Raw genomic sequence first — 2730 nt, 5'->3', positions numbered from 1 at the left:
GGCGTAGTGGGTGACCACGGGGGTGGTCGCGTAGAGCAGGCCGGCCCACAGGCCCACCCGGGGGCGGGCGAGGCGGCAGCCCAGGGCCGCGACGAGGGCGGTGGCGGCCATGGCGGCGAGCACCGAGGGCAGACGCATGGTCACCTCGGAGGGCCGCAGGGCCAGGACCGGGTGCATCAGCAGGTAGTAGAGCCCGTGGACGGCGTCCACCGTGCCGAGCGCGTCGCGGATCTGAGGGAGGGTCCGCCGGGCCATCTGGTACGTCGCGGACTCATCGCGCCACATCGCGCCCCGGTCCAGGCCCCACAGCCCCAGCCCGAGCATGACGGCCATCGGGAGCACGACCGCCGTTGGCTTGGAGATCCCGCGCTTTCGCACCCTCACCTCACCCACTCCACACGACAACAAAAGGCATAAATACGACTATTCGCCTACAGTGTGCAGTCAGAACGACTCATCCGCCGCGAAGGGCACGCGTCATGAACCGCCTCGGTATCGAAAGCCCCCGCGGTCTCGTGGCCTTCGCCGCGCTGACCGGGTGTCTGGTGACCATGGCGGTGGCGGCGCTCACCGGGGCCGGAGGGGTCTTCGCGGCCGCCGGGCTGGCCGGGTGCGGCTGCGAGCTGCTGCTGCATCGCACCGCGCCGGGGCTGATGACCCGTCTGGGGCGGCTCCACATGGGCGCCACGTCACGCTTCGAGTTCCGCTGCGTGCTGCTGCTCCTGCTGCTCGGCCGACTCCATGTCACCGGGCCCATCGGACTGGCCGCGGCCATGACGCTGGTGCTGTGTCTGCTCGCCGGGCAGGCCCTGCACGCCGCGCTCACCACCCTCATCCGGCGGCGCCGCGCCCTCGCGGTCGCGGCCCGCAACATCGATCTGCGCCGACTGGACATCAGCGACCGGCCGCCCCGCAGACTCACCGAATGGCCCGGTCAGCGGATCCTGGTCTACGAGCTGTCCGCCCTGCTCGGGCTCACCGCGTCGCTGACGACCGGTGACGCCCGCTGGGTGGTGGCGGCGCTCACCCTCGCCGCCGGTTCCTCCCTGATCACGGTGGTGGCGCTCGTTCCGTACCTGGTCCGGGCCACCCGCCGACTGCCCGGCGCCGCCGAGGTGCTGGCCGAGGTGGACGCCTGGCTGATCCGTCACCGCCCCCGCACGGTGCTCTACTTCTCCGGCCCGCGCGAACGCGCCGACCAGGTCACCCGATGGCTGGGGCCCGTGGCCGCGCTCCACACCCCGTCCCTGGTCATCCTGCGCGAACGGGAACTGCTTGAGGCCCTGGAGCCGACCCCGCTGCCAGTGCTGTGCGTGCCGAGCGCCGCCCATCTGTCGCAGCTGGACCTGAGCGGGGTGCGGGTCGCGCTCTACCCCGCCAACACCGGCCGGAACATCCACCTCCTGCGAATCCCCACCATGCAGCACGTCTTCCTGGCCCCCGGCGACGGCGACGAGACGGCCGCCGTCGATCCGTACAGCAAGGTCTACGACCAGGTGTGGGTCGCGGGCGAGGCGGGGCGCCGGCGCTATGTGCAGGCCGCGGTCGGTGTCGAGGAGGCCGATATCGTGGAGATCGGCCGCCCCCAGCTCGACGGCCTGCGCGTCGCGGGAGCCGGCCACGCCCCCGCGTCAACGCCCACGCCCCTGCCCACCGTGCTGTACGCGCCCACCCGTGACCTCGCGGCGGGTGAGCCGATCGTACGAGCGCTGCTGGAGAGCGAACGCCCGGTCCGGGTGCTCTACCGGCCGCATCCGCCCACCGGCCACCGCTCCCCCGAGGACCACGCCGCCCATCGCCGTATCGTCGCCCTGATCCAGGCCGCGAACGAGCGGCGCGCCGCGGAGGCCCTCGCCGCGAACGCCGTCGGCAAGGGCACCTTCGCCGCCGAAGCCCTCGGCGCGGACGCCCTCGCCGCCGAAGCCCTCGGCGCGGACGCCCTCGCAGCCGAAGCCCTCGGCGCGGACGCCGTCGTAACCCCGGACGCCATCGGCGAAGAGCCCGACGACGCCCAGGCCCCGCATACCGACGCTACGCACACCGACACCCCGCACACCGAAGCCCTCCGCACCGAAGCCGCCCGCCACCGCGCCGAGTTGACCAAGCGCATCGCCGCGCTCGACGCCCGCCTGCGCCGGGCGGACGCCGACGAGGCCATGCTCACCAGAGACCGCGCCGCACCCGACCCGGCCCTGCTCACCGAGGCCGAGGGGCTGCGCCGGGAGTGGCACCAGGCCCACTGGGCGGCCTCACCGCCCTGGCTCCACCAGGTGATCGAGGGGGACACCCCCACCCTCCACTCCTGCTTCGACCAGGCCGATGTGCTGATCGGCGACCCCTCCGACGTGGTCGGCGACTTCCTCGCCACCCTCAAGCCGTACGCCCTCACCGTCCCGGCGGGGGTCGGCGAGGAGGAGTTCCGGCGGCAGAACGTCATGGCCAGGGCGGCCTATCCGCTCGGTCCCGGGGCATCAGGAATGCAGAACCTCCTGCGCCCGCTCTTCGACCCCTCCCTCGACGAGCTGCGCACCGCCCGCCGCGAGGTGAAGGAGCTTCTCCTCGGCCCCGCCACACCACCGTCCATCCAGCGCTTCACCGACGCCGTCGACGCGCTCGCCGAGAAGGGAGAGGCGGTCGTCCGGCTGCGCGACCTCCACACGGCCTCGCCGCCCGGCACCGGACGCTGGTCCATCACCCGGTAACACGACACCCCACATCTACGTCACCCGG

General features: G+C 73.2%; 1 protein-coding gene and 1 pseudogene. One reads left to right on the top strand and one right to left on the bottom strand.

Annotated elements, in window-relative coordinates; translation table 11 throughout:
- Positions 1-333: pseudogene (locus tag GWI24_RS43120) on the bottom strand (glycosyltransferase family 39 protein); the annotation flags it as partial.
- Positions 334-479: 146 nt separating this feature from the next.
- Between GWI24_RS43120 and GWI24_RS43115 the strand changes: the two are divergent.
- Positions 480-2702 carry a hypothetical protein gene (locus GWI24_RS43115; RefSeq protein ID WP_247617687.1) on the top strand — a complete coding sequence of 741 codons (2223 nt, stop codon included), beginning with the start codon at positions 480-482 and terminating at the stop codon, positions 2700-2702.
- The last annotated feature ends 28 nt before the right edge of the window (positions 2703-2730 follow it).

The organism is Streptomyces sp. MK37H, assembly GCF_018035285.1.
Taxonomy (GTDB): Bacteria; Actinomycetota; Actinomycetes; order Streptomycetales; family Streptomycetaceae; genus Streptomyces; species Streptomyces endocoffeicus.
Note: the sequence above shows the minus strand (reverse complement) of the source record. Positions and strands in the feature narration are given on the sequence as shown.

Excerpts from the sequence above, each read along its gene's own strand:
- GWI24_RS43115 (WP_247617687.1), top strand. The coding sequence starts at position 480 with ATGAACCGCCTCGGTATCGAAAGCCCCCGCGGTCTCGTGGCCTTCGCC.